The following is a 23,952-nucleotide window of genomic DNA, read 5'->3' on the forward strand; positions in this document are numbered from 1 at the left end:
CCTTCCCCGGGAGTTCCGTCATGTCCAGATCCCCGTACGCCCTCACCCCCACGGCTTCCCGCCGCCGCTTCCTCGCCTGGTCGGCCGGTGCCGTGGCGACCGGGGCGCTCGGCGCCGCGGGCTGCTCGGCCCCCTCGGGCGCGAGCACGGCCGAGGCCGCGGGCACGCCCTCGGCGAGGACCTCGGAGCTGAAGCAGATCGGCCTCGACTACCCGTTCACCCAGCTCCCCCTCTACGCGACCCTCGTCAAGCTTTCCACCGCCGCCGCGAAGAAGCACGGCGTCTCCCTGCTGACCACGAGCGACGCGAGCAGCGCCGACACCCAGGCCGCCAACCTCACCACCTGGGTCTCCAGGAAGGTGCCGGCGATCGTGTCCTTCCCGATGGTCTTCGAGGCCGCCGAGGCGCTGGCGAAGCGGGCGCTGGACGCGGGGCTGATCTGGGTGACGTACGGCGGATCGCTCGAACACCAGAGCGCGGACATCCAGTTCAGCTTCCTGGAGGGCGGCCGGCTCCTCGGTGAGGCGGCCGCGACATGGGCCAACGAGACGCTGGGCGGCAAGGGCAAGATCGCTTTCCTCACCGACAGCACCATCCAGCTCGGCCGTGAGCGCACCAAGGGCATGGTCGACGCGTTCACCGCGAAGGCCCCGGGCGTGGACGTCGTCGCACAGGAGCAGGCCATCGACCCGGACACCGGTCTGTCGAAGACCCGGGCCGTCCTCGCCAAGCACCCCGACCTCAACCTCGTCCTCGGCGTCACGGACGCGGCGGCCTACGGCGGTTTCAAGGCGCTCCAGCAGACGGGCCGCAAGACGACCGACGCGAGGACGTTCGTCGGCGGACAGGACGGCGCCGCCCCCTCCCTCCTCGCGATCAAGCAGGGCACCTTCTACCGCGCCTCCGCCGCGCTCGCGCCGAGGGACATCGCCGACGCGATCGTGGACGTGCCGCTCGCGGTGGCCGCCGGGAAGGCGAACCCCGGTGTCCAGGTGCCGATCACCCTGGTCGGGCCCACCGACAGCGCGCGCATCGACGCCCTGCTCGCCCAGAACTCCTAGGTGCCGGCGATGACCGAACCCCATCTGCGGATCCGGGGGCTGACCAAGTCCTTCGGCGGTGTCCGTGCCCTGGACGGCGTCGACCTCACCGTCCCGGGCGGCCGGGTGCACGCGCTGCTCGGCCACAACGGCGCCGGCAAGTCCACCCTGATCCGCTGCCTCGGCGGGGCCTTCCCGCCGGACGCGGGCACCATCGAGGTGGGCGGCACCTCCCACACCCGGCTGAGCCCCCGCGAGTCGATCGCCGCCGGGGTGGCGATCATCTTCCAGACGCTCAGCGTCGTCGACTCCCTGACGGTGGCCGAGAACATCTTCCTCGGCCAGGAGTGGACCCGGCACGGCCGGATCGACCGCCGCGCCCAGGAGACGGTCGCCGCCGGCCTGCTCGAACGGGTCGCCGCCACCTGCTCCCCCCGCGCCCGTGTGGGCGAACTCCCCATGGGCCAGCGCCAGTTGGTCGAGATCGCCAAGGCCCTCAGCCGCAGCGCCTCGGTCCTGGTCCTGGACGAGCCGACAGCCGCCCTCTCCGGCGCGGAGAGCGAGGCCCTGGCCGAACGGGTGGAGGACCTGCGCACCCAGGGCCTGGCGATCGTCTACGTCACCCATCTGCTGGGAGAGGTGGAACGCCTGGCGGACGAGGTGACGGTACTGCGGGACGGAAGGGTCTCCCACCACGCACAGATGGCGGGCCAATCCCGCCGGGACTTGGTCACAGCGATCACCGGCCCCACCCGAAAGGGGCGCGGGGAACTGCGCGACCAGCCACGACGAGACCCGCACCCGCAGTCGAACCGCCTCACCCTCGACGCTCTGCGCGGCCCCCGCTTCGGCCCCATCGATCTCACCGTCGCCGAAGGCGAAATCGTCGCCCTGTACGGCCTGACCGGCTCCGGCCGCACCAGCCTCCTGGAAACGATCTACGGCAGACACCCCGCGACCGCCGGAACCATCCATGTCGGCACCCGGACCGTCCGCCCCTCCCGCCCCTCGGACGCCTTGGCGGCACGTATCGCCCTGGTCCCCGGGGACAGGCGCGGCCAAGCACTGTTCCCGATCCTCAGCGCGCAGGACAACGCCCTGCTCCCGAGCATCCGCCGAACAGCCCGGCACGGAATCCGCTCCGCCCGAACCGAACGCCGGATCTTCGGCACGCTGTCCGAGAAGGTCGCCCTGCGCCCGGCCCGCCCGGACCTCCCCGCCGCCTCCTTCTCCGGCGGCAACCAGCAGAAACTCGTCCTCGGCCGCTGGATCAACGAGGCACGCGAGGTGGACGTCCTGCTCCTCGACGAGCCCACGCAGGGCGTCGACATCGGCGCCCGCCAGGAGATCTACGGCGTCGTCCGCACCCTCGCCGCCGAGCGCGGCACCGCTGTGCTGTTCGCGTCCAACGACCCCGAGGAGGTCGTCGCGCTCGCCCACCGCGCTCTGATCGTCGCGGCCGGCCGGGTCGTCGGCGAGCTGAGCGGACCCGAACTCACCGAGACAGCGCTGCTGTCCGCCGTCCACGAAGGAGCAGCATGACCACTCTGACCGCCGCGCGGGTGAGGCCGTACGGGCGGCTCACCGCCGTACGCCGTCATCCGCTGCTCGCCGTCCTCGCCGTGATGGTGCTGGTCTTCCAGGTGACGACGGGCAGTTTCCTCGACGCGGGCAATCTGCGCGGCATCGCCACCGACGCGGCGACACTCGCCGTCGTGGCCGTCCCGCTGGCGCTGCTGGTGATCAGCGGGTATCTCGATCTGTCGGTGGGTTCCACACTCGCCCTGGGCGGTCTGGTGGCCGGCTGGCTCGCCGGGGAGCAGCACCAGTCTCCGGTGGTCGCGGTGCTCGGCGCGCTGGCGGTGGGCGCGGCGGTGGGCGCCGTGAACGGGGTGCTCTGCTGCCACCTGGGGCTGTCGGCGTTCATCGTGACGCTGGGCATGCTGACCGCCGTGCGCGGGCTGGCACAGCAGGTGTTCCCGCTGCCGCTGAGCGGTTTCGGGCCCGGGTTCGCCTGGCTGGGCGGCTCGCGGATCGCCGGGGTGGACGCGCCGGTGGTGATCGCCGCGCTGGTGCTGGCGGCGGGCGCGCTGTTCCTGGCGTTCACCCCGGCGGGGCGGCATGTCTTCGCGATCGGGGTGAACCGGGAGGCGGCCCATCTGTCGGGCATCGCGGTGCGCCGGGCGCCGTTCGCGCTGTTCGTGGTGACGGGGGTGGCGGCGGCGCTGGCCGGCGCGATCAAGGCGTCGGTGCTGGACAGCGCGGTGGCGGGGACGTCGGGGGCGGGCTTCGAACTGACTGTGCTGACGGCGGTGCTGCTCGGCGGGGTCGCGCTGAGCGGTGGCAGCGGCTCGGTGTTCGGGGTGCTGCTCGGCGTGCTGTTCCTCGGTTGTCTGCAGAACGGCCTCACCCTGTTGAACGTGCCCGCCTTCTGGCAGCAGATGGCCCAGGGCGTGGCCCTGGTGGCGGGTGCGGGCCTCGCCTTCCTCGGTCCCCGGACGACCCGGTGACCGCCCCCTCCTCCGACTGCGCGGAAAGGCCTCGCGTGAGCGACAGCACCCCCACCCTCGTCCTGACCGGCGGTCAGGTCCTCACCCTCGACGACGCGTTCACGGTCGCGGAGGGCGTGGCCGTGCGCGGCCGGGACATCGTGGCCGTCGGCTCGGACGCCGAGATGCGTGCCCTGGCCGGGCCCGGTACCCGGGTCGTCGACCTCGGCGGGCGGACCGTCCTGCCCGGCATCAACGACTCCCATCTGCACGGGGCCGCGTACGGGATGACGAAGCCCCCGTTCGCCCTGGACGTCGGTCATCCGGCCGTGCGGTCGATCGCCGACATCGCCGAGGCCGTCGGACGGGCCGTGGCCGCGGCCGGGCCCGGTGAGTGGATCGTGGGCCTGGGCTGGGACCCCGGCTATCTCGCGGAGTGCGTGAGCGATCCGGGGCGTTTCCCGCACCGCCGGGACCTGGACGCCGTGGCGCCGGATCATCCGGTGTGTCTCACCGACTTCTCCTCGCACATGGTGTGGGCGAACAGCGCGGCGCTGCGGGTGTGCGGCATCGACGCCGGGAGCGCGGTCCCGCCGGGCGGGGTCGTCGACCGGGACCCGGACGGCCGGCCCGGCGGGATCCTGCGGGAGGCCGCCCAGTCCCTGGTGCTGGCCGCACTGCCCTCCCCCACGGTCGCGCGGCGCCGGGAGGCCGTCCGGGCCGTCGTCGCGGAGCTGCACACGCGCGGCATCACCAGCTACACCGAGCCGGGGCTCGGGCCGGGCGGTGCCACGACCTTCTTCGGCGGGTTGAGCACCGACAACCTGACCGCGTACGCCGGCCTCGCGGCCGACGGCGAACTCGACGCCCGGGTCGGTGTGCTGCTGCTGCCCGCGCCGATGGGCGGCTCGGCCGACGACCTGCGCAAGGGCCTGACGGAGCTGGGCGCGCCGGGCACGGCCGATCCGCGCCGGCTGAACGTGCTCGGGGTGAAGATCTTCGCCGACGGGGTGCCGCCGAACCGTACGGCCTGGATGAGCGAGCCGTACACCGGCGGCGGTCACGGCGCGCTGTGCGTGCACGGCGACACGCCCGCGCTGCGGACCGAGGAGCTGCGGGAGATGATCCGCGTCGCGCACGGGGCGGGTTTCCAGCTGGGCGTGCATGTCACCGGCGATCTGGCGATCGACGCGGTCGTGGACGCCTTGGTCGCGGCCGACGCGGCCGTGCCCCGCCCGGACGCCCGGCACTATGTCATCCACGGCGACTTCGTCGGCCCCCGCTCGCTGGCCCGGCTGGCCGCCCACGGGTGGGGCGTCAACATGAACCCGGCGATCAAGTGGACCGTCTCGGACCTGATGGACGAGGTGGTGGGGCGGGAGCGGTCCGCCTACCAGTGGCCCGTGCGGTCCGCGCTGGAGGCCGGGGTCGCCGTCTGCGCCAGCTCCGACGCGCCGATCACCACGCCGGACTGGCGGCAGGGGGTGGCCGCGATGATGCTGCGGGAGTCGAAGGCGAGCGGCCGCGCCAGCGGTCCCGAGCAGTGCGTCGGTCTGGTCGACGCGCTGCGGGCGTACACCGTCCACCCGGCCCGGCAGGACTTCGCCGAGGAGTGGAAGGGGACGGTGCAGGCCGGGAAGGTCGCGGACCTGTGCGTACTGGACCGGCCGTTGCTCGGCCTGGACCCGCGCGGGATCACCGAGGTGGAGGTGGACATGACGGTGTTCGACGGGCGGGTCGTGCACGAGCGCTGAGTCAGCCGCGGGCGCGCTGGTGGACGCGGGCGAGGAGGAGGTTCGGGTCGTCCTGGTCGAGGTGGGAGGCGCTGGTCACGTAGGCGCTCCGGCCGCGGACGGCGACGGCGGTCGGGTTGGAGAGGCCGTCGTCGGCGGTCAGGACGACGGCGCGGCTGCCGTTCGGGGCGATCCGGACCACCTCGCCGCTGCTGAACAGGGCGGCGAGGACGGTGTCGCGGTGCCGCTCGACGAAGCCGAAGTCGTCGATGCCGGTGAGGCCGGTCGCCCGGGTGCGCACGGGTCCGGCGGATCCGTCCTCGCGGACGGGGATGCGCAGGAGCGTGCCGGCGTCGCTGTTGGACACCCATACGGCGCCGTGGTGGAACCTCAGTCCGTTGGCGCCGAAGCCCGGGGCGCCGGGGCCGGTCCCCGGGTCGAGCGCGGCACCCGTGGCCCAGGCCGTGCGGGTGCCGTCCTTGAGCGAGACGCGCCAGACGGTGCCCAGGACGGAGTCGGCGGCGTAGAGCACGCCCCGGCGCTCGTCGAGGGCGAGGCCGTTGGGGAAGCCGTCGGCGGGCAGCTCGGCGATCTGCCGCGGGGCGCCGCCGTCGTGTGCCAGGCGCCAGATGCCGGTCCTGCGGGTGCCGGTGGCGTAGTTGACGTAGAGGGTGCCGTCGTCGGCGCGGGCGATGCCGGTGACGACGGCGGCCGTGACGATCGGGGTGTGGGGGTCCGCCACGGCGGGCAGCGTGGCGAGGGTCCGGACGGCGCCGGTGCGGGTGACGTTGACGATCCTCCGGGCGAAGAAGAAGGTCAGGTCGGCGGAGCCGTCGGGTTCCAGGGCGAGGTTCTCGGGCGTCTGCCCCTTCGCGAGGTCGAGGTGGGCGATGACGCGCGGGTCGGACACGCTCGGTCCGCCGCCCGGCGCGGGTGCCGCCGCGAGCAGACCCAGGGCGAGGGTCACCGCGGTGACGCCCGCCAGGCGGGGAAGTCGGGGCATGGGCCTCTCCTTGGGGGAGCGCGGAAGGCGCCGGGGTGCGGCGCCTGACGAACATCGCGGCGGGCGGGTGACGGCGGCGGCAGTCGCGGCCGGGGGTTCCCCCGCGTGGCCCAGGGCATGAACCCGCCTGCCGCATGCGGGAGACTGGGCCGTGCACACGGGCACGGACCGGGAGGGGAACAGCCGCGTGATCATTTTCGGCACCAAGGGCTATCTGTACCAGTTGGCGATCCTGACGCTGGTGTGCGGCCGGTGCGGCAACCCGGCCGCGCACACGCTGCGCAAGCGGGTCACCAAGTTCACGCTGTTCTTCGTGCCGTTGTTCCCGGTCTCGACGAAGTACCTGACGCAGTGCACCTTCTGCGGCGCGGAGGAGAAGGTGACCGGGGAGCAGGCGGAGCGGCTGCGGACCCAGGGGTCCGTCACGGGCTGAGCCCGACCCGCTCACAGGCGGCCCGCACCGGTGGGACGCAGATCCGGTCGACCGTGTACACACCGTCCTTGACCAGGGTCCGTTCGATGTCGGCGGCCTTCACCGACTGCGGGGTGAGCAGGACGGCCGGGATGTTGCGGGTGGTGGGGCTGTCCACGGTGGTCGGCGCGTGGTCGCGGGCGTCCTCGCCGCGGCCCAGGGCGACGGCCATGGCGGCGGCCTCGGCGGCCTCCTCGCGGAACGGCTTGTAGACCGTCATGTACTGCTCGCCCCTGAGGATGCGGCGGACGGCGTCGAGGTCGGCGTCCTGGCCGGTGACGGGCGGCAGCCGGGTCACGCCGGCGCTCTTGAGGGCGGAGATGACACCGGCGGCGATGGTGTCGTTGGCCGCCAGGACGCCGTCGATCTCGTAGGGGCCGAGGGCGGCGATGGCGGCGGACATGTTGGCGTGCGCGGCCTGGGTGCTCCAGTCCTGGGTCTCGTACGACCTGGCGACGCGCACCTGGTCCTGGATGACGGACAGGGCGCCCTTGCGGTACCAGGTGGCGTTGGGGCTGGTCGGGTCGCCGTTCATCATCACGACGGTCCGGCCGTCGGCCCGCTTCTCCATGCCGTCCAGCAGCCCCTGGCCCTGGAGCCGGCCGACCTGGAGGGCGTCGAATCCGACGAAGCCGGAGACGGGGCCCTCGGCGAGCCGGTCGTACGCGACCACGGGGACGCCCGCCTTGCGCGCCTCCTGGATCGAGGAGCGCAGCGCGCGGGTGTCGGCGGCGTCGAGGATCACCACCTTGGCCCCCTTGGTGATCATGGAGGTCATCTGTTGCTGCTGCCGGGTGGCGTCGTTCTCGGCGTTGGCGTACGCGAAGCTGCACCGGGGACAGAGCTTCTTGACCTGCGCCTCGATCAGCGGCCGGTCGGAGTGCTCCCAGCGCGGGACGGACCGGCTGGGCAGGAGCAGGCCGACGGTGAAGGCGTCGGAGCCGGTGCCGGTGTCCCCGCCGCAGGCGACCGCGGGCAGGGCGAGGAGGGCGGCGGCGAGCACCGCGGTGACCGGCCGGCCGAGCCGTCTCATGGCACCCCACCGGCTTCCGCCCCGGCGACCGGTGCACGGCCGGGCCGGCCGTCGTGCCCGCCGCCGGGTTCACCGTCCGGTTCCGCTTCCGGGTCTCCGTCCGGTACGACGATCTCGCTCCACACCTGTTTGCCGCCGGCCACCGGGACCGAGCCGGAGGACTCCGACATCGCCTCGACCAGCATCAGACCCCGTCCGCCGGTGGACTCCCAGTCCACGATCACCGGTTTGGCGGGGGCGCGGGGCGAGGCGTCGCTCACGCCGACCCTTACCCGGTCCCCGCGCAGCACCAGGTCGAGCCGGACCGGTCCGGTGGTGTGCACCAGGGCGTTGGTGACGAGTTCGGAGACGACCAGCAGGACCGCGTCGCCGGCTTCCGCGACCTTCCACCGGCGCAGGGTGCGCGCGGTGAAGCGGCGGGCGTGCATGACGGCGTCGGGGAGCCGCCACACCATCCAGCCGGCCCGGATCGGGCGGGTCTCCATGGCGTCGTAGCGCAGGAGCAGCAGCGCCACGTCGTCCTCGCGGCGGCCCGCGTCGCCGAGCAGTTCGTCGGCCATCGCCCCCAGGTCGGCGGGGTCGGCGGCGGCGAGCGCGGTGCGGGTGCGGCGCATGCCCTCGTCGAGCGGCAGGTCGGCGGCCTCGACCAGGCCGTCGGTGACGAGGGCGAGCACGGTGCCGGGGGCCAGTGCGACGGAGGTCATGGGGAACTCCGCCTCGGCGAGGATGCCGAGCGGGGGCCCGCCCGCGACCTCCACCTCCTCGGTGCCGCCGTCGGGGTGGCGCACCAGCGGGGCGAGGTGTCCGGCGCGGACGAAGAGGGTGTTGCCCTCCTCCATGTCGAGCTCGGCGTAGCAGCAGGTGGCGAAGAGATCGGTCTCCATGCCGACGAGGAGCCGGTTGGCGTGCGAGACGACGACGTCGGGCGGGTGGCCCTCCATGGCGTACGCCCGGACCGCGGTGCGCATCTGGCCCATGATCGTGGCGGCTCCGGCGCTGTGGCCCTGCACGTCGCCGATGACGAGGGCGACCCGGTCCTCGGACAGGGCGATGACGTCGTACCAGTCGCCGCCCACCTGCAGTCCGCGCCGGGCGGGGAGATAGCGGGCGACGGCGATCCCGCCGGGCAGTTCGGGCAGCCGGCGGGGCAGCAGGCTGCGCTGGAGCATGGTGGCGAGTTCCTGCTCCGCGTCGTGGGCGTGGGCCCGCTGGAGGGCCTGGCCGACGAGGGCCGCGGTGGCGGTGAGCAGCGAGCGTTCCTCGGGGACGAAGTCGTGCGGGAGGTCCCAGCCGACCAGGCACACACCGGCGACCCGGCCCTTCGCGGGCAGCGGCAGGACGGCGAGTCCGCCGGGTCCGATGCCGGCGAGGCCGGGTTCGAGGGCGGTGCCCGCGGGCCACAGGTCCATCCGGCCGTCGCCCAGGGCGGCTTGCAGCGTGGGCAGGGCGCGGACTGGTGCGTCGGGCCACTCGGTGCGCCATTCGGCCCGCCAGGCTTCGGGCCAGGCGGCGGGCTGCGGCGGGTCGAGGACGGTGACCATCAGCCGGTCGTCCTGGAGGGCGGCGAGGGCGACCCGGTCGGCGCCCAGCGGCTCGCGCAGGGCCGAGACCACCACACGGCCGACGTCCCGGACGGTCACGGCGTCGTCGAGGGCGGCGGTCAGCCACTGGATGCGGGAGACGTCGTCGGCGCTGCGGCGCAGCACCGGGGTGGCGGTCACCACGCCCAGCACCTGTTCCGGCCGGTCGGCGGTGGCCGGTTCGGCCCGGCAGATCAGGCTGAGCCAGCGCATCTCGCCCGTGGGGCCGCGGACCCGGAACTCCAGTTCGCGTCGGCCGGAGGCCTGGGGGGACGGCTCCAGGACCGACATCAGGGCGTGCATGTCCTCCGGGAGGGCGTGGGCGAGGAGGGTGTCGGCCTTGCCGTCGAAGTCGTCCGCGGAGATGCCGACCAGGTCGAGCAGGGTGTCGTCGGCCTCGATCAGACCGGTGTCCGGGACCAGGACGAAGGAGCCGACGCGCAGGCTGCGCAGGGCGGGGTCCAGCAGCGAGGACGGCTCGGGCGGGCCCGTCACGGGCTGGAGGAGACCGGCGACGGCGTCGGCGTAGCGCTCCAGGAAGCGGCGCTGGTCGGCCTCGAAGCCGTCGGCCGAGGCGCCCGTGACGACGAGGCAGCCGAGTCGCCGGCCCTCCGCGTCGAGCGGCAGTGCGCCGAGTGAGGGGTCGGTGGTCAGCCACAGGGGGCGGTCGGTGAGGAAGGCGCGTGCGGCGGGCGAGTCACCGGGCAGGGGGAGCCGGACCGGTGGCCCCGGCTCGGAAGGGGTCCCTCCCGCCGAGTCCACCAGCCGAAGCTCTTCGTTCCCGGCCCCGGGCGTGTAGACCGCCGCCTGTGTCGCTCCGGCCAAGATCAGGGCCCGGTCGAGGCATGTCCGCAACGTACCTCCCGTCCCCGCCGCGGGTGCCGACAGGTTGAGAACGGGGCACCCACCCACCAGAATCGCATATACGAACCATCCCGACATACCTGCCGGAGCTTCTGCCGATCTCCATCGATCGCCACCATTGATCCCCACCATCGATCGCCACCTCGATCGCCACCATCGTCGTCTACATCAGGTACCACTCATGAAGGCCTGCATACGGGACACGGCCGCCGCCGTGACCGCGGTCTCGGCGGCCGTCGCCCTCGCGGCCTGCGGGGCGGACGCCGGGAACGACCCCGACGGGGGGACCGCGCCGAGCATCGGTCTGCTGCTGCCGGACGCCACCACGGCGCGCTGGGAGGCACAGGACCGGCCGCTCCTGGAGAAGAAGATCAAGGAACTGTGCGACACCTGCGTGGTCGAGCACGCCAACGCCAGGGGCGAGGTGGCCACCCAGCAGGAGCAGATGGACTCGATGATCACCAAGGGGGTGGACGCGATCGTGCTGGTGGCCGTGGACGGGAAGTCACTCGCCTCGTCGGTCGCGGAGGCCCACGCGGCGGGCATCCCCGTGATCGCCTACGACCGGCTCGCCCAGGGGCCGATCTCCGGGTACGTCTCCTTCGACGGCAGGGAGGTCGGCCGGCTCCAGGGCCGGGCGCTGCTGAAGGCGATGGGCGACGGGGCGGCGCAACCGCAGATCGTCATGATGAACGGCGATCCCGCCGACCCGAACAGCGCGCTGTTCAAGGAGGGCGCGCTGTCCGTGCTGCGCGGCAAGGTGAAGATCGGCAAGGCGTACGACACCCTCCAGTGGCGGGCGGAGACCGCGCACATGAACATGTCCGCGGCCATCGCGGCCCTCGGCGCCGACACCATCGACGGGGTCTACGCGGCCAACGACGGGCTGGCCGGCGGCAGCATCTCGGCGATGAAGGCGAACAAGGTCGCCCCGCTGCCCCCGGTCACCGGCCAGGACGCCGAACTGGGCGCGCTGCGGCGGATCGTGGCCGGCGACCAGTACATGACCGTGTTCAAGCCCTTCGGCCCGGAGGCCTCGGCCGGCGGGGCGATGGCCGTGGCCGCGGCCCGCCGGGAGGGCCTGGACCGGGTCGCGACCAGCGAGGTGACGCCGCGCGGCGGCGACCGGGTCCCGGCCGTGCTGCTCAAGCCGGTGCCCGTGACCGCCGACACCATCAAGGACACCGTGGTGAAGGAAGGCCTGCACACGGCCCAGCAGATCTGCACCCCCCAGCTCCGGCCCGCCTGCGAGGAGGCGGGGCTGATCTGACGGGCGCATCGCGCGACTCCGGACTGGTCCGGGTCCAGGGAAGGAGTTGGTTGCCGTGCCCGATGCCCCCTTGCTGGCGCTGCGCGGGGTGTGCAAGCGCTTCGGCGTGGTCGACGTCCTGACGGACATCGAGCTGGAGATCCACTCCGGTCAGGTCGTCGCCCTCCTGGGGGACAACGGGGCCGGCAAGTCCACCCTGGTGAAGGTGATCTCCGGGGTAGCGCCCGCGGAGAAGGGCGTCATCGAGTGGGAGGGCCGGTCGGTCCACATCAGACGCCCGCACGACGCGCGGGACCTCGGCATCGCCACCGTCTACCAGGACCTCGCGCTGTGCGGGAACCTCGACGTCGTCGGGAACCTCTTCCTCGGGCGGGAGATCCGCCGGTACGGGTTCCTCGACGAGATGGAGATGGAGCGCCGCACCCGGGAGCTGCTGGAGCGCCTGACCCGGCGGGTCCCCGATCTGCGCGGGCCGGTCGCCTCGCTCTCCAGCGGTCAGCGGCAGACGGTCGCCATCGCCCGCTCGCTGCTCGGCGACCCGCGCATCCTGCTGCTGGACGAGCCGACCGCGGCGCTCGGCTTCGAGCAGACCTCCGAGATCCTGGACCTCATCGACCGGCTGCGGGACCGGGGGCTGGGCGTCCTGCTGATCAGCCACAGCATGGGGGACGTGAAGGCCCTCGCGGACCGGGCCGCGGTGCTGCGGCTCGGCCGCAACAACGGCTTCTTCGATGTGAACACCGCCTCCCAGGAGCAGATCATCGCGTCCATCACCGGCGCCACGGAGAACGTGCCCCGCCGGCCGTCCCAGCGGGAGTCGGGGTGGTGAAAGGCATGCGCAAGGTGGCGGAAGGCACCCCGGCCGACCCTGTCGCACCCGGCGGCGGGGACCGCCCGCCGCAGCGCGAGCGGCTCGTCTCCCGGGCCGCGGAGGGCGGGGTCCGTGCCCTGCGCGGCGTGGTCGCGCTGCTGGAGCGCAAGGTGCGGGCGGGCGAGCTGGGCTCGCTGCCCGTGGTGCTCGTGCTGGCCGTCGTCTGGATCACCTTCCAGTCCCTGAACCCGAACTACCTGTCCCCGCGCAACCTGTCCAACCTCAGCGTGGACATCGTCGGCACCGGTCTGATCGCCGTCGGCATCGTCTTCGTACTGCTGCTCGGCGAGCTCGATCTGTCCGTGGGGTCGATCAGCGGCCTTGCGGCGGCCGTCTTCGCCGTGCTGAACGTGAACAACGGGGTCCCGGAGTGGCTGGCCCTCATCGTCGGCGTGCTCACCGGCACCGTCGCGGGCACCGTCCAGGGCTTCTCCATCGCCCGGACCCGGGTACCGGCGTTCGTCGTCACGCTCGCGGGGCTGCTCACCTGGAACGGCCTGATGCTCGCCGTCCTCGGCGACAGCGGCACCGTCAACCTCGACGAGAACGGGCTGGTCGCCAAGCTGACCAGCTACTACTTCACCCAGGACACCGTCGCCTACGGTGTGGCGGCGGTGGCCACGGGGGCGGTGTTCCTCGGGGCCGACCTGGACCGCAGGCGCCGCCGGGCGGTCGGCATGCCGCACCGCTCGTCGGCGGCCGTGTGGCTGCGCACCGCGGTCACGGCGGTGGTCGCGTTCGGGGTGGCCTATCTCCTCAACCGTTTCCAGGGGCTGCCGCTCGCCCTGCTGATCTTCCTCGTGATGGTGGCCGGCCTCGACATCCTGCTGCGCCGCACCCACTACGGGCGGCAGGTGTACGCCCTCGGCGGGAGCATCGAGGCGGCCCGCCGCGCCAGCCTCAGCGTGTTCCGGGTCCAGACCGCCGTGTTCGCGATCTCCGGCACGATGGCCGCGATCGGCGGGCTGTTCCTCGCCTCGCGCATCACGTCGGTGAGCCAGAGTTCGGGGTCGGGCGTCCTGCTGGTGAACGCCATCGCGGCGGCCGTCATCGGCGGCACCAGCCTGTTCGGCGGGCGTGGCACGACCTGGTCGGCGGTGCTCGGCATGCTCGTCATCCAGTCGATCTCCTCCGGCATGGCGATCACGGACACTCCCCCGGCGGTGCAGTTCGTGATCACCGGTGGGGTGCTGTTCGCGGCGGTGGTCATCGACGCGCTGTCCCGCCACTCACAGGAAGCACACGGCCGAGCGTGATGTGCGCCACATCACGCAACCTTCGCAACTTTCATTGAAAGTTTTGTCATCTAGGCTGACAAACCCTTCGGCCCCCAGCAGGCAACTGGAGCGTTCCTCCATGACCGACAGGTCCACTGCCGTCCCCGCTCAAGCCTCCGCGACCGCCGCGTACGCCCGGATCTACGAGGAGCAGCAGCCGCGACTCGTCGCCTACGCCCGCTCGCTCACCCGGAACGCCTGGACCGCCGAGGACCTCGTCGCCGAGGCGCACTTCCGGGTGTGGCGACGGCTGGCCGAAGGGCACGAGATCGAGAACGTGCCGGCGTATCTGAGGACGACGGTGCGGCATCTCGCGATCGCCTCCGGGACCGCGGTGCGCGAGACGCCCCGGGACCCGCACACGGACGAGCGGGCGGAGCCGGGCGGCACACACGAGGGCGACCCGGCCGAGCAGGTGTCCCAGGTCGATCTGGTGGTGCGGGTGCTGGGCCAGCTGCCCGAGCGCTGGGTCAAGGCGCTGTGGCTGGCCGAGGCGGAGGGGCAGCCGCTGGCCGCGATCGGGCCGCAGCTGGGCACCAAGGAGGGGGCGACGGCCGTCCTGCTGCACCGCGCGCGGGAGGGCATGAGACAGGCCTTCCTGCGCACCCAGACCGGCGCCCCGGAGGACCCGGCGTGCCAGGTGCACTGGGCCCGGATGCCCGCGTACGTCCGGGGCGCCGCGACCCCGCGCCAGGGTGAACGGCTGCTCGGCCATGTGGACGCGTGCGACGACTGCCGCGTCCGGCTCGCCGCGCTGATGCGCGCCAACGACCGGCTGCCGGCGATCGCCGCGCCCGCCCTGCTGCTGTTCGCGCTGGGCGGCACGGGCAAGTTCCTCATGACCTTCACCGCGGGATCCGCCGGCGCCGCGGCTGCGGCGGGCGGGCACGGGGCCGGTCTGCTGCACGGCGTGCGTCATGTCGCGGTCGGCGGCTCGAAGGCGCAGGCCGCGGTGGCGGCGGGCGCGCTCGTGGCGGGGGCCGCCGCGTTCGTCCTGGTCATCGGTTCGGGCGAGTCCGCTCCGATACCGGCCCAGCGCACCCCGATCGCCGACGCGCCCGTGCGCCGGCTGCCCGTGACGGAGGCGCCGGCGGATCCTCCCGTACAGGCCGCCGCGCCGGTGGAGGCCGCCGCGGACCGGTCACCGTCCGTGCGGGTGGCCGACGCCGCCGGGGGTGTCCGGACCGACACCGCGCCCTCGACGGCCGACACCGGGCGGCCCGCCACGACCGGTGACGGGAAGGGCACCGAGGAGCCCTCCCCCACCGCCACCCCGCCGGCCGAGGAGCAGACGCCTCCCCCTGCCGACGACGGCAAGGACGACGGCTCGGAGGAGACCCCGGCCCCCACGACACCCTCCCCCGAGACCCCGCAGCCCGAGCCGCCCCAGACCTCGACCCCCGACCCCGGAACCGGGGACGACGGCGACGACACCGGCGAGGCCCCCGGAGACGACGAGAACCCGAACTGCCCGTCCGGCGGCGACAACGACACCGACGCCGGCACGGAGACCGGCACCGGCACCGGCACCGACCAGGACTCCTCACACGGCAAGGGCCACCACGGCGACCACGGACACCACCGGGGCGGCCACTCCGGGCGGGAATCCGCCTGACGGGCCCGCACCGCCTCCGCACGCCACCGGGGGCCGGGCCCCTATGACACTCGTTACAGATCCCGGAGCAGCGCCGGGCGCCGGCCGGGACTCCGACGGACGCGGTTCCGGTGCCCGAGGCGGGCCGGTTCGCCCCGGCGGCCCGGGCCGGGTTCCGGGTGCACTTGCTGGAGCGCGAGCCGGACATGATGGCGATCGGCGGGCGCCTGCTCTCCACACCGGCCGAGGCGATCCGCGCGGCGATCACCGACTGACGCGGCACACCGAGGCGCTCTCCGCCGTCAGTCCGCGCGCCTGAGGGCACCCGCGAGCACGGCTTCGAGCTGCCGGGGCGAACCGGTCCAGCGGCTTGACACTGCGCCCGGCCCGGCACCTGGCGGTGGCTCCCTCGACGGCGGCCACGACCAGGGCCGCGAGTTCGGCGGCCTGATCGGGGGCGGCGCCGCGCACGCACAGTGCGTCGGCGGGCAGCCGCTCCCAGGTCGCGAAGGCCTCCGCGGCGGCGAGGGCGGGCGTCGCCGCCTCGCCCGCCACCTCGTCCGGAGGCTCCTCCACGGAGACGGCCAGCACGGGACAGCCCGCCCGGAAGTCACTCTCGACGACGATGCCGCGCCACAGCGATCGCTTCCCGGGCGTAGCTCACCGCCTCGGTCGCGAGTTGCCGCTTGCCACCGGCCACGCTGCGTTCCCGCGACGGCGCACTGGACTTGGTCACGACCGCGCTCTCTCCGGCCGCACCGATCCGGCCGTACACCCTTGGCTATAACGCTCGTCATAGTCCAGGCCCTGGAGACAGGGCCGCACCCGCGCCCCTTTCCCCGGGGCGCGGGTCTGGCCATGGATCAGACGTTACGGCGGTACTGGCCGCCCACCTCGAAGAACGCGTCGGTGATCTGCTGGAGCGAGCAGACCCGGGCGGCGTCCATGAGGACCGCGAAGACATTGCGGTCGTTCACCGCCGCGTCCTTCAGGGCGGCCAGGGCCGCGTGCGCCCGGTCGCGGTGACCGGCCTGGTAGTCGCGGACCCGTGAGAGCTGGGAGTGCTTCTCCTCCTCGGTGGCGCGGGCCAGTTCGACGGTGGCGGGTTCGGCGGTGTCGGCGTGCGGGTTGCGGAAGGTGTTGACGCCGATGAGGGGCAGGCTGCCGTCGTGCTTGCGCTGCTCGTAGAGCATCGACTCGTCCTGGATCCGGCCGCGCTGGTAGCCGGTCTCCATCGCGCCCAGGACACCGCCGCGTTCGTTGATCCGCTCGAACTCCTCGAGCACCGCCTCCTCCACCAGGTCGGTGAGTTCGTCGATGACGAAGGAGCCCTGGAGGGGGTTCTCGTTCATCGCCAGGCCCCACTCCCGGTTGATGATCAGCTGGATGGCCAGGGCGCGGCGGACGGATTCCTCGGTGGGGGTGGTGACGGCCTCGTCGTAGGCGTTGGTGTGCAGGCTGTTGCAGTTGTCGTAGATCGCGATGAGCGCCTGGAGGGTGGTGCGGATGTCGTTGAAGTCCATCTCCTGGGCGTGCAGGGAGCGTCCGGAGGTCTGGACGTGGTACTTCAGCTTCTGGGAGCGCTCGCCCGCGCCGTACTTCTCCTTCATCGCGACGGCCCAGATCCGGCGGGCGACCCGGCCGAGGACCGAGTACTCGGGGTCCATGCCGTTGGAGAAGAAGAAGGAGAGGTTGGGGGCGAAGTCGTCGATACGCATACCCCGGGCGAGGTAGGCCTCGACGTAGGTGAAGCCGTTGGCGAGGGTGAAGGCGAGCTGGCTGATCGGGTTCGCGCCCGCTTCGGCGATGTGGTAGCCGGAGATCGACACCGAGTAGAAGTTGCGGACCTTCTGCGCGATGAACCACTCCTGGATGTCGGCCATCATCCGCAGGGAGAACTCGGTGGAGAACAGACAGGTGTTCTGCCCCTGGTCCTCCTTGAGGATGTCCGCCTGCACCGTGCCGCGCACGTCCGCCAGGGCACGGGCGCGCAGCCCGGCCGTCTCCTCCTCGTTCGGCTCGCGGCCCTCGGCGGTGCGGAACCGCTCGGTCTGCTGGTCGATCGCCGTGTTGAGGAAGAAGGCCAGGATCGTCGGCGCGGGACCGTTGATCGTCATCGACACCGAGGTGGTGGGGGCGACCAGGTCGAAGCCGTCGTAGAGGGCCTTCATGTCGTCGAGGGTGGCCACCGAGACGCCCGAGGTGCCGACCTTGCCGTAGATGTCGGGGCGCTCGTCGGGGTCACGGCCGTAGAGGGTGACGGAGTCGAACGCGGTGGACAGGCGAGTGGCGGGCTGGCCCTCGGAGAGCAGCTTGAAACGGCGGTTGGTGCGGAACGGGTCGCCCTCACCGGCGAACATCCGGGCCGGGTCTTCGCCGTCGCGCTTGAAGGGGAACACCCCGGCGGTGAAGGGGAAGGAACCGGGCAGGTTCTCCGCGCGCCAGAACCGCACCAGCTCACCGTGGTCGGTGAACCGGGGCAGGGCGACCCGGGGGACCTTGTTCCCGGAGAGGGACTCACGGGTCAGCTTGGTGCGGATCTCCTTGTCCCGGACCTTCACCACCTGCTCGTCGCCGGAGTAGGCCGCGACGACCGCGGGCCAGTTCGCGAGCTGCTCGGTGATCTCGTGCGGGAGGTCGCGGCGGGCGCCGTCCAGCAGTGACTGGACGTTCGCGGCGTCGGAGCCGGCCGCGGCGAGTTCGCCCCGTACGGCGTCGAGGCGCTGCACGCGCCGGGCCGCCTCGGCCAGCCGGCCGGTCTCGGCGTGGTAGGCGCGCACCGTGTCGGTGATCTCGGCGAGATACCGCACCCGGTCGGCGGGGACCACCTGGCGGATGCCGGAGGAGTGACGTACGTCGACCGGCGCCAGCGCGCCCTGGACCAGCGGCAGCCCCTGTTCGCCCAGGGCGGTCCTCAGGTGCTGGTAGAGCGCGGTGACCCCGTCGTCGTTGAAGGTGGCCGCCGAGGTGCCGTACACCGGCATGTCCTCCGGCCGCTTGCCGAACGCCTCCCGGTTGCGGACCAGTTGACGGCCCACGTCACGCATCGCGTCCTTCGCGCCGCGCCGCTCGAACTTGTTGATCGCCACGACGTCGGCGAAGTCGAGCATGTCGATCTTCTCGAGCTGCGAGGCGGCGCCGAACTCCGGCGTCATCACATACATCGACGTGTCGACGAACGGCACGATCGCCGCGTCGCCCTGGCCGATGCCCGGCGTCTCCACGACCACCAGGTCGAACCCGGCCGCCTTGACCACGTCGATCACGTCCGACAGGTGCTCGGGCAGCTCACGGCTGCCCCGGGTGGCGAGGCTGCGGAAGAACACCCGGGCGCCGTCCAGGGAGTTCATCCGGATGCGGTCGCCGAGCAGCGCGCCGCCGCCCCGGCGGCGGGTCGGGTCGACCGCGATCACCGCGATCCGCAGCTTGTCCTGCTGGTCGACCCGGAAACGGCGCACCAGCTCGTCGGTCAGCGAGGACTTGCCGGAACCGCCCGTCCCCGTGATGCCCAGCACCGGCACCGTCCGGGCCGCCGCCGCGGCCCGCACCTGGGCGAGGAAGTCGCCGGGCAGCTTGCCCAGCTCCGCGCCGGTGATCGCGCGGGCGATCGCGAACCGGTCGCCCGCGAGGACGGCGGACAGATCGGCGGGCTTGCCGTCCCACAGGTCGAAGTCGCAGTCCGCGACGACCGAGTTGACCATCCCGGCCAGGCCCATCCGCTGACCGTCCTCCGGGGAGAAGATGGTCACCCCGCTCCCCCGCAGCCGGGCGATCTCCTCCGGGACGATGACCCCGCCCCCGCCGCCCACCACCCGGACGTGTTCGGCGCCCCGGGCGCGCAGCGAGTCGACCAGATACTCGAAATACTCCACGTGCCCGCCCTGGTAGGACGAGACCGCCACCCCGTGGGCGTCCTCCTCCAGCGCCGCGTCCACGACCTCCTGCACCGACCGGTTGTGGCCGAGGTGGATCACTTCCGCGCCCTGGGACTGGAAGATCCGGCGCATGATGTTGATGGACGCGTCGTGCCCGTCGAACAGGGCCGAGGCGGTGATCAGTCGAATGGGGTGCACGGGACGGTGCACTTCGCTCATGGGGACCTTCCCGGACGGGTCAGGGGTACGCCGACCCCGAGATACTAGGACGTCCTACTAATTTACCGCAGGGCGGGGCTCAGGGGTGGCGGTCGGGTGCAGAGGCAGCGGATCGGGCACTCCCGGGTGGCCACCATCGCCTGGACGGGGAGCGGTCCCGCGAGGAAGCCGCCCTGGTGAGCGGGCACGAGCGGGCACGAGCGGGCACGAGCCCGGGGAGGCCCTGCCCGCGCGCGACCCGCCCGGCAACAATTCGCTCGACCCTTGACTGTCAAAGTTCATACAAATACGCTGCGAGCGGTTCAGCAGGTCAACACGGTCTCTGCGGTGCAGTGGGGGGCTCTTGTGACAGACGCATTCGACGCCGACGTGGCGATCGTGGGCCTCGGCCCGGTCGGCGCCACGGCGGCGAATCTGGCCGGCGCCCACGGGCTGACCGCGGTGGCGTTCGACCGGGCCACGGCCGTCGAGCCACGGCCGCGTGCCATCGGGTTCGACCAGGAGGCCATGCGCACCTTCGGCGGCCTCGGCCTCGCCGACGCGCTCGCGCCGCATGTGATGCCGTACCGCCCGTCGGAGTACCGCAACCGCCACGGGCAGGTCATCAAACGGATCGACACCGCGCCGCCGCCCCACCCGCTGGGCTGGGCGCCCAACTACGTCTTCCTCCAGCCGGAGCTGGAGAAGGCCCTCCGGCACCGCCTCGCCGGGGCGGCCGGGGTCGACGTCCGGCTCGGCACCACGGTGACCGACGTGCGGACCGACGGCGAAGGCGCGACCGTCGCGACGGTGGACGGGGCGGGCCGCCGACGCACGGTCCGCACGCGGTACGTCCTGGCGTGCGACGGCGGCAGCAGCCCGATCCGGGCACGCGCGGGGCTGCCCCTGCGCGACCTGGAGTTCGACGAACCGTGGCTCGTGGTGGACGTCCTGCTGCACCCCGGCGCGGGCGAGGAGCTGCCGCGGACCAACGTGCAGTACTGCGAGCCGGCCCGGCCCAGCACCTTCGTGGTGGGGCCCGGCCGGCTCCGCCGCTGGGAGCTGATGATCAACAAGGACGAGGATCCGGAGGAGATGACCGAGCCCCGGGTCGTCCGTGAGCTCCTCTCCCGCTGGCTGGACCCGGCCGACTACGACCTGTGGCGGGCGTCGGCCTACCGCTTCCACGCCCTGGTTCTGCGACAGTGGCGTGCCGGGCGGCTGTTCTTCCTCGGGGACGCCGCCCATATGACACCGCCGTTCCTCGCGCAGGGCATGTGCCAGGGAATCCGCGACGCCTCGAACCTCGTGTGGAAGCTGGCCGCGCACCGGCACGGGGGTGCCGGCGGCGGGCTGCTCGACACCTACCAGCGGGAGCGCGAGCCGCATGTGCTCCAGGTGACGGCCACGGCGAAGGAGTTCGGGCGGATCATCTGCGAGCGGGACGAGGTGGCCGCGGCGTCGCGTGATGCGGCACTGCTGGCCGAACTGGCGGCCCGGCCCCTGGGCACCGTCCGCCAGTCCCTCATCCCGCCGATCCGCGCGGGCTTCCTCTCGCCCGACGGCTCCCCCGCGCGGGGCGGGATCCTTCCCCAGCCGCGCGTCATCGACAGCCGGGGAGAAAGCGGGCTGCTGGACGCGTTCACCGGCGACGCCTTCCGGCTGGTGCTCGGCGAGGACGCCGACGTCCGCGCCGCGGAGTCGGCCCTGCGCGCGCACGAGGCCGAGGGAGGGTTCCCCGTCCGGCTCGTACCTCTGCGGCCGTCGGACGGTCCGGCGCCCGGGGGAACGTACCGGGAGGAGGTGCCCGTCCTCGCCCCCTGGCTGCGGTCGCACGGCTGCGAGGCGGTGCTGGCCCGCCCGGACCACTATGTGTTCGGCGGAGTCCGACGGGCGGCGGAGATCACCGAGCTGCTCGCCGCGGCACGACGCCAGTGGTCGTCGCCGCCCTCCGCTGCCGGGGAGTGAGGCCGGCCGGTCAGCGGGTGGCCGCGGCGAGCAGTTCCTCCACGCGGCGCACGGGGAGCGGCACGCCGGGGGTCTCGAAGAACCAGCGCTGCCCCTCCTCCTGACCGAGGCCCTCGGGTCGCGGCGCCATGTACGGCTGCACATAGACCGGCGTGCCGGGCCGACTGCGCCAGCTGTCGCGGGCGGCCCCCATGTCCACCGCGTCGTAGCCGAGCAGGTCCAGCAGCCGGGCCACCTCCGCCTTGGCCGACGGGTCGTCGCCCGCGAGGGGCAGGGCGCTGCGGTCGGCGGAGCCGGCGGGGCGCGCGCTGGTGAGCAGCCGGCGGAAGTCGATGTTGTTGAAGGCCTTCACCACGTGCGCGTCGGGGAGCTGCCGCTGCACCAGCTCCGTGGACGTGACCTCACCCGTCTCCAGCGCGTCGAACCGGCCGTCGCGGTCCGGGTAGTAGTTCATCGTGTCGATCACCGTCCTGCCGGCGAGGGCGCGAGCGGGCAGCAGTCGGTAGTTCTTCAGCGGGATCGTCGCGACCACCAGGTCACCGGCCAGGGCGGCCTCCTCCGGCGTCGCGGCACGGGCCCGGCCGCCCAGTTCGGCGACGAGTCCGGCCAGTGTCTCCGGGCCGCGGGAGTTGCTCAGGACGACGTCCAGACCGGCGGCGACGGCAAGGCGGGCGAGCGCGCCGCCGATCATGCCGCTGCCGATGAGAGCGAGGGTTTTCATCACGATGTGCCTCTCCATTTCAATCATGGAACTCAGTGTCAGACTAGGAATGAAGAGCCAGCTCTGCAACCTTGTCTCGTACGCGGTACGATCCCGGCGTGAGCCGAGCAGCACGCAGCAGTACGACACGAGAGATCGCCCGGGCCGCCGTACGCGCCGAACTGGCCCAGGCCGCCTTCGGGCTCTTCCTGCGCGAGGGCTACGAGAGCGTCACCCTGGACGATCTCGCCGCGGCGGCCGGCGTCTCCCGCAGTACGTTCCTGCGGTACTTCGGCAGCAAGGAGGAGGCCGTCCTCAGCGCCTTCGACGCCCATGGGCGACAGGTCGCCGACGCCTTGCGCGAGCGCCCCGCGGCGGAGGACGACTGGGAGGCGCTCAGGCGCGCTTTCGACACCGTCGTCGGGAACTACCGCCGCGATCCGGCCAGCGCACTGCGGCTCACCCGCCTGGTCCTGGACACCCCGGCCCTGTGCGGGCGCCAGCTGGAGAAGCAGCGGGGGTGGCAGCCCGTGCTCGCCGACGCCCTGGCCGAGCGTTCCGGGCCCGGGCAGGGGGTGTCCGTCGCCCTGCATGTGCGGGCCGCCGCCGCACTGGACTGCCTGAACGTCGCCCTGGACCACTGGACGGCTTCGGACGGGCGTCTCGATCTCGAGGACCTTCTGGACCAGGCGTTCGGCGCGCTGAGCCCGAGCGGCCCGCCGCGCCACTGAGGGCGGGGCCCGGCGCGGCGGGTCAGGAGCGGGTGTGGTCCGGCGTCTCGTGGCGCGGCGACGCCGCGCCCGCGACCCGGCGTGCGGACGTGTCGACCGCGGGGGCCAGGAAGGCCGCGCAGGCGACGCAGCCGAGGACGACGAGCATGGCGGGGCGCAGGCCGATGTGATCGCCGAGGAAGCCCAGCCCGGGCGGGCCGACGAGGAAGGCGACATAGCCGATGACGGCCACCAGGCCGACCCGGGCCGTCTCGTCGGGACCGGACTCCCCGGCGGCGGAGAGCGCCAGAGGGAATCCGAGCGAGGCGCCCAGTCCCCAGAACAGCACGGCGGCACCGGCGAGGACGGGACTGTCGGAGACGATGACGATCAGCAGACCGAGCGCGCCGGACGCGGCACTGGCGCGCACGACGGTGATCCGGCCGAAGCGGTCGAGGACGTAGGTGCCGCCGAAACGGCCCAGCGTCATCGCGGCGGCGAACCCGGCGTAGACGAGGGAACCCGCGGTGGCGTCCATACCGTGTCCGTCGACCATCAGCAGCGGCAGCCAGTCGTTGGCCGAGCCCTCGGCCAACGCCATGGCCAGCACGATCGCGCCGATGAGGAGGAGCCGGCCGTCCTTCCACACCGCGGGGTGCCGTCCCTCGGCGTCCCCCTCCCGTCGTTCCCCGCGGACGACCCGGCCGGTGCCCGCCGGAATGGCGTGCGCGGCGAACAGCAGGAGCCCCGCGGCGAGCAGGACGACCGTCGCGAGATGCCAGTGCACCGGCACCCCGGCCGCCGTCGCCGCCATCCCGGCACCGGCCCCGAACACCGTGCCCAGGCTGAAGCAGCCGTGCAGCGCGGGCAGGGTGGTCGTCCCGCCGATCCGCTCGACGTCGGTGCCGTCGACGTTCACGGCCACGTCTCCGCCGCCCATGCCGGCGCCGAAGAGACACAGGCCCGCGGTGACCCCGGCGACCGACGAGGCGAGCGCGCCCGCGCAGATCACGGCCATCCCCGCGATGAGCAGCCAGGTCCCCCAGACGATCACCGGCCGGGTGCCGAACCGGGACACCAGCCGCCCCGAGCAGCTGATCCCGAGCATCGAGCCGAGCGACAGCCCGAACAGCACCAGCCCCATCTGGGCGGTGGACACCTCCAGCCGGTCCCGGATCGCGGGCGTGCGGGTCACCCACGAGGACATCGACATCCCCACGATCAGGAACACCAGGAAGAGCGCCCGACGGCGCCGGCGCACGGCCTGGTCCATGA

Annotated in this window: 19 protein-coding genes; 12 read left to right on the plus strand and 7 right to left on the minus strand. The window is 73.1% G+C overall.

Annotated features, from left to right (window positions below):
• Window positions 1–20: 20 nt before the first annotated feature.
• Genes ACYQ8Q_RS02685 through ACYQ8Q_RS02700 form a run of 4 tightly spaced genes read left to right on the plus strand, consistent with a single transcriptional unit; the run spans window position 21 to window position 5,283 of the window.
• Window positions 21–1,061, plus strand: coding sequence for a sugar ABC transporter substrate-binding protein (locus tag ACYQ8Q_RS02685; RefSeq protein ID WP_460061459.1), 1,041 nt, complete (start codon window positions 21–23; stop codon window positions 1,059–1,061).
• Window positions 1,062–1,070: 9 nt separating this feature from the next.
• Entirely contained in the window at window positions 1,071–2,582 is a 1,512-nt protein-coding gene (locus ACYQ8Q_RS02690) for a sugar ABC transporter ATP-binding protein (protein ID WP_460061462.1), read from the plus strand.
• The gene (locus ACYQ8Q_RS02695; protein ID WP_460061463.1) at window positions 2,579–3,550 is read left to right on the plus strand and encodes an ABC transporter permease; all 972 of its coding nucleotides are present in this window, start codon (window positions 2,579–2,581) and stop codon (window positions 3,548–3,550) included. Before ACYQ8Q_RS02690 ends, ACYQ8Q_RS02695 begins: the two co-directional genes overlap by 4 nt.
• A gap of 35 nt (window positions 3,551–3,585) precedes the next feature.
• Complete coding sequence (locus tag ACYQ8Q_RS02700) at window positions 3,586–5,283, plus strand: amidohydrolase (protein WP_460061466.1); 1,698 nt, start codon at window positions 3,586–3,588, stop codon at window positions 5,281–5,283.
• Between the two features lies 1 nt (window position 5,284).
• On the opposite strand, the gene ACYQ8Q_RS02705 is transcribed toward ACYQ8Q_RS02700, so the two are convergent.
• Window positions 5,285–6,265, minus strand: coding sequence for an SMP-30/gluconolactonase/LRE family protein (locus tag ACYQ8Q_RS02705; protein ID WP_460061467.1), 981 nt, complete (start codon window positions 6,263–6,265; stop codon window positions 5,285–5,287).
• 187 nt (window positions 6,266–6,452) lie between these two features.
• Here ACYQ8Q_RS02705 and ACYQ8Q_RS02710 point away from each other — a divergent pair, with 187 nt between their 5' ends.
• Window positions 6,453–6,698, plus strand: a complete 246-nt coding sequence (locus ACYQ8Q_RS02710) for a zinc-ribbon domain-containing protein (protein ID WP_460061468.1) — start codon at window positions 6,453–6,455, stop codon at window positions 6,696–6,698.
• On the opposite strand, the gene ACYQ8Q_RS02715 is transcribed toward ACYQ8Q_RS02710, so the two are convergent.
• Together ACYQ8Q_RS02715 and ACYQ8Q_RS02720 are read right to left on the minus strand one after the other, a co-directional pair.
• Entirely contained in the window at window positions 6,688–7,770 is a 1,083-nt protein-coding gene (locus tag ACYQ8Q_RS02715; protein ID WP_460061470.1) for a sugar ABC transporter substrate-binding protein, read from the minus strand. The genes ACYQ8Q_RS02710 and ACYQ8Q_RS02715 overlap by 11 nt on opposite strands.
• The gene (locus tag ACYQ8Q_RS02720) at window positions 7,767–10,205 is read right to left on the minus strand and encodes a SpoIIE family protein phosphatase (RefSeq protein WP_460061472.1); all 2,439 of its coding nucleotides are present in this window, start codon (window positions 10,203–10,205) and stop codon (window positions 7,767–7,769) included. The genes ACYQ8Q_RS02715 and ACYQ8Q_RS02720 overlap by 4 nt, the downstream gene beginning before the upstream one ends.
• Before the next feature lie 190 nt (window positions 10,206–10,395).
• Between ACYQ8Q_RS02720 and ACYQ8Q_RS02725 the strand changes: the two genes are divergently transcribed.
• The 5 genes from ACYQ8Q_RS02725 to ACYQ8Q_RS02745 all read left to right on the plus strand — a co-directional run bounded on the left by ACYQ8Q_RS02725 (window position 10,396) and on the right by ACYQ8Q_RS02745 (window position 15,501).
• A complete protein-coding gene (locus tag ACYQ8Q_RS02725; RefSeq protein WP_460061474.1) occupies window positions 10,396–11,484 on the plus strand; it encodes a sugar ABC transporter substrate-binding protein in 1,089 nt (362 codons plus the stop codon).
• A gap of 55 nt (window positions 11,485–11,539) precedes the next feature.
• Complete coding sequence (locus tag ACYQ8Q_RS02730) at window positions 11,540–12,313, plus strand: ATP-binding cassette domain-containing protein (RefSeq protein ID WP_460061476.1); 774 nt, start codon at window positions 11,540–11,542, stop codon at window positions 12,311–12,313.
• Between the two features lie 5 nt (window positions 12,314–12,318).
• On the plus strand, window positions 12,319–13,611 hold the full coding sequence (locus ACYQ8Q_RS02735; protein WP_460061478.1) for a sugar ABC transporter permease: 1,293 nt from the start codon (window positions 12,319–12,321) through the stop codon (window positions 13,609–13,611).
• A 100-nt stretch (window positions 13,612–13,711) separates the two neighbouring features.
• Window positions 13,712–15,247 (plus strand): sigma-70 family RNA polymerase sigma factor, encoded by a 1,536-nt coding sequence (locus ACYQ8Q_RS02740; RefSeq protein ID WP_460061481.1) that lies wholly within the window; start codon window positions 13,712–13,714, stop codon window positions 15,245–15,247.
• A gap of 110 nt (window positions 15,248–15,357) precedes the next feature.
• Entirely contained in the window at window positions 15,358–15,501 is a 144-nt protein-coding gene (locus ACYQ8Q_RS02745) for a hypothetical protein (RefSeq protein ID WP_460061482.1), read from the plus strand.
• Here ACYQ8Q_RS02745 and ACYQ8Q_RS02750 read toward each other — a convergent pair.
• Both ACYQ8Q_RS02750 and icmF read right to left on the minus strand, forming a co-directional pair.
• Entirely contained in the window at window positions 15,491–15,817 is a 327-nt protein-coding gene (locus ACYQ8Q_RS02750; protein WP_460061485.1) for an LmrA/YxaF family transcription factor, read from the minus strand. The two genes, ACYQ8Q_RS02745 and ACYQ8Q_RS02750, sit on opposite strands and share 11 nt — an antisense overlap.
• 272 nt (window positions 15,818–16,089) lie before the next feature.
• On the minus strand, window positions 16,090–19,320 hold the full coding sequence (gene icmF, locus ACYQ8Q_RS02755; protein WP_460061487.1) for a fused isobutyryl-CoA mutase/GTPase IcmF: 3,231 nt from the start codon (window positions 19,318–19,320) through the stop codon (window positions 16,090–16,092).
• Between the two features lie 345 nt (window positions 19,321–19,665).
• Between icmF and ACYQ8Q_RS02760 the strand changes: the two genes are divergently transcribed.
• Window positions 19,666–21,267: a bifunctional 3-(3-hydroxy-phenyl)propionate/3-hydroxycinnamic acid hydroxylase gene (locus tag ACYQ8Q_RS02760; RefSeq protein ID WP_460061490.1), complete on the plus strand. Its 1,602-nt coding sequence runs from the start codon at window positions 19,666–19,668 to the stop codon at window positions 21,265–21,267.
• 10 nt (window positions 21,268–21,277) lie between these two features.
• On the opposite strand, the gene ACYQ8Q_RS02765 is transcribed toward ACYQ8Q_RS02760, so the two are convergent.
• Window positions 21,278–21,988 (minus strand): NADPH-dependent F420 reductase, encoded by a 711-nt coding sequence (locus tag ACYQ8Q_RS02765; protein ID WP_460061492.1) that lies wholly within the window; start codon window positions 21,986–21,988, stop codon window positions 21,278–21,280.
• Window positions 21,989–22,086: 98 nt separating this feature from the next.
• On the opposite strand from ACYQ8Q_RS02765, the gene ACYQ8Q_RS02770 reads away from it, so the two are divergent.
• Window positions 22,087–22,698, plus strand: coding sequence for a TetR/AcrR family transcriptional regulator (locus tag ACYQ8Q_RS02770; protein ID WP_460061493.1), 612 nt, complete (start codon window positions 22,087–22,089; stop codon window positions 22,696–22,698).
• A gap of 22 nt (window positions 22,699–22,720) precedes the next feature.
• On the opposite strand, the gene ACYQ8Q_RS02775 is transcribed toward ACYQ8Q_RS02770, so the two are convergent.
• Complete coding sequence (locus ACYQ8Q_RS02775; protein WP_460061496.1) at window positions 22,721–23,950, minus strand: MFS transporter; 1,230 nt, start codon at window positions 23,948–23,950, stop codon at window positions 22,721–22,723.
• Between the last annotated feature and the right edge of the window lie 2 nt (window positions 23,951–23,952).

This window comes from Streptomyces sp. YKOK-I1, assembly GCF_054660435.1.

What these genes read in the sequence shown, in the direction of transcription:
- ACYQ8Q_RS02685 (WP_460061459.1), top strand. Translation starts at nt 21, where the DNA reads ATGTCCAGATCCCCGTACGCCCTCACCCCCACGGCTTCCCGCCGCCGC.
- ACYQ8Q_RS02690 (WP_460061462.1), top strand. Translation starts at nt 1,071, where the DNA reads ATGACCGAACCCCATCTGCGGATCCGGGGGCTGACCAAGTCCTTCGGC.
- ACYQ8Q_RS02695 (WP_460061463.1), top strand. Translation starts at nt 2,579, where the DNA reads ATGACCACTCTGACCGCCGCGCGGGTGAGGCCGTACGGGCGGCTCACC.
- ACYQ8Q_RS02705 (WP_460061467.1), bottom strand. Translation starts at nt 6,265, where the DNA reads ATGCCCCGACTTCCCCGCCTGGCGGGCGTCACCGCGGTGACCCTCGCC.
- ACYQ8Q_RS02715 (WP_460061470.1), bottom strand. Translation starts at nt 7,770, where the DNA reads ATGAGACGGCTCGGCCGGCCGGTCACCGCGGTGCTCGCCGCCGCCCTC.
- ACYQ8Q_RS02725 (WP_460061474.1), top strand. Translation starts at nt 10,396, where the DNA reads ATGAAGGCCTGCATACGGGACACGGCCGCCGCCGTGACCGCGGTCTCG.
- ACYQ8Q_RS02735 (WP_460061478.1), top strand. Translation starts at nt 12,319, where the DNA reads ATGCGCAAGGTGGCGGAAGGCACCCCGGCCGACCCTGTCGCACCCGGC.
- ACYQ8Q_RS02740 (WP_460061481.1), top strand. Translation starts at nt 13,712, where the DNA reads ATGACCGACAGGTCCACTGCCGTCCCCGCTCAAGCCTCCGCGACCGCC.
- icmF (WP_460061487.1), bottom strand. Translation starts at nt 19,320, where the DNA reads ATGAGCGAAGTGCACCGTCCCGTGCACCCCATTCGACTGATCACCGCC.
- ACYQ8Q_RS02765 (WP_460061492.1), bottom strand. Translation starts at nt 21,988, where the DNA reads ATGAAAACCCTCGCTCTCATCGGCAGCGGCATGATCGGCGGCGCGCTC.
- ACYQ8Q_RS02775 (WP_460061496.1), bottom strand. Translation starts at nt 23,950, where the DNA reads ATGGACCAGGCCGTGCGCCGGCGCCGTCGGGCGCTCTTCCTGGTGTTC.